The following is a 1482-nucleotide window of genomic DNA, read 5'->3' as shown; positions in this document are numbered from 1 at the left end:
TGTGCCCAATAGGCCTCAACCAATGTCTTGCAGAGAGGCCAACGATGCCGAAATCGGGCAGTTTGCGGCTCTGATAGCCGCCGATCCGACTTTTTGAGCCGGAAATCCACTGATGCCTGTGGAAAACGGGCTCGTGGGTTGGTTTTTCAGCAAACTCTTAGGGAATTCAATCCTGGCGACCCGTGAACGGCCAGGCCCGCAGCCGCTGTTCAGGTTCCCTGTGGAGTGAGCCGGCATCAGATTCCCCCAGGCTCGCGGACCGGCTTCTCCCAGTACACGTTGATCACGTAGCCGGGGCGCTTGAAGGAGGGGCCAGCACCTTCACGGTTGGTGCGTTCGTAGGTCTTGCCCTCCTCGGCGGCAGGGAAGGCAAACGCGTAATGATTGAAATGATCGATGTAGACGTTTCCCTGCATCTGGGACCAGGTACAGCTTCCTTTGAGCATTTCGCCGTTGGTGCGAACCATCTCGCAATACGCCTTGGCGGAGTCGGCCAGGGCAGGGGTGGCGATAGCGCTGGTGGCGATGGCCAGAGCGCTGATTGTGGTGCGGATCATTGGTTGCCGTGCTTGTTGTTTGAGCAGTTCAGGCAGTCGTCCCAGACTTCCAGCGTCGGCTGAATCAGGTTCACTGCATCATTCGAAACCTATTTGTAGGCGCTGCTGCGGCCGATCGGTACGATTCTGGCCGCTCAGCCCCAATCCATGAGCCCTGTGAACTGGACCCCAATGCTGAACCAGCCCGCATCGAGGAGCTTCTGCCACTGCTCGATCGCCTGCTTACGGGGAAGCCCCACTCGCGGCTCTGGAAGAGCTGGCTGACCAGGGATCGGCTCTCCCAGATCGATGAAGACAGCAGCCTCGCAGCGTGATGCAGAGCCACGGTGGAAGCGCGGGGCAATGGGGGGCGCCTATGCCCTGGCGGCGGCACCAGTGAGCTCTACCGGGCCGGCTTCGTGACCAGCGGCCGCAGCTCCCACCGCTGAGCAGCAGCGTTCAGCAGCCCAGAAAGGCCCGGCAGCGCATGGGCCCGCTCAGCAGGCACGAAACGGGGCTTTTGGACGGGGCGGCCGGAGCGGCCGTAGTGCTGGGTGATGCGCTTCTCCATCCCGATCGCATGGGCAACTGCAAAGGCCAGGGCAGAGAACCCGGCCAGGGCAAGCAAATGCAGGGGCGATGACTTACTCCCCGTCCCCCAGGAAGATCAGCGAGTCCCGGTTCACCCACAGCACCCGGCCGCTCTGGCCTGGGTAGCCCACCCGGCACCAGGTGCCCTGGCTGTTTGAGGTGCACGCCAGCTTGTCGAGCGTTTCCCCCGACACCCCCATCCCCGCGATCGCGGCGCCGTAGTTGGGCTTGGCGTACAGGGTCACCGTGGGCTGACCATGGCCGCTGAGTTTCACCTTGCTGTGGGCCTGGTGATCCACGGCCGCTGCGGGCCGACTCTTGACGTTGGAGACGGCGATTCGGTTGCCATCGCCGT

Annotated in this window: 4 protein-coding genes; all 4 read right to left on the bottom strand. The window is 62.9% G+C overall.

Going from position 1 to position 1482, the window contains the following annotated elements:
- Positions 1 to 236: 236 nt before the first annotated feature.
- Complete coding sequence (locus tag VB777_RS10695; RefSeq protein ID WP_323248836.1) at positions 237 to 557, bottom strand: hypothetical protein; 321 nt, start codon at positions 555 to 557, stop codon at positions 237 to 239.
- A gap of 134 nt (positions 558 to 691) precedes the next feature.
- Positions 692 to 901: a DUF1651 domain-containing protein gene (locus VB777_RS17430; protein ID WP_407653121.1), complete on the bottom strand. Its 210-nt coding sequence runs from the start codon at positions 899 to 901 to the stop codon at positions 692 to 694.
- Positions 902 to 939: 38 nt separating this feature from the next.
- Entirely contained in the window at positions 940 to 1107 is a 168-nt protein-coding gene (locus VB777_RS10690; protein WP_323248835.1) for a hypothetical protein, read from the bottom strand.
- Positions 1108 to 1180: 73 nt separating this feature from the next.
- Positions 1181 to 1482: hypothetical protein (locus VB777_RS10685; RefSeq protein WP_323248833.1), on the bottom strand; the 302-nt coding region annotated here is incomplete at its 5' end.

It is taken from the genome of Synechococcus sp. CCY9202 (assembly GCF_034931685.1).
In the GTDB taxonomy this organism is placed as follows: Bacteria; Cyanobacteriota; Cyanobacteriia; order PCC-6307; family Cyanobiaceae; genus CBW1002.
Note: the sequence above shows the minus strand (reverse complement) of the source record. Positions and strands in the feature narration are given on the sequence as shown.

What these genes read in the sequence shown, in the direction of transcription:
- VB777_RS10695 (WP_323248836.1), bottom strand. Translation starts at nt 557, where the DNA reads ATGATCCGCACCACAATCAGCGCTCTGGCCATCGCCACCAGCGCTATC.
- VB777_RS10690 (WP_323248835.1), bottom strand. Translation starts at nt 1,107, where the DNA reads ATGGAGAAGCGCATCACCCAGCACTACGGCCGCTCCGGCCGCCCCGTC.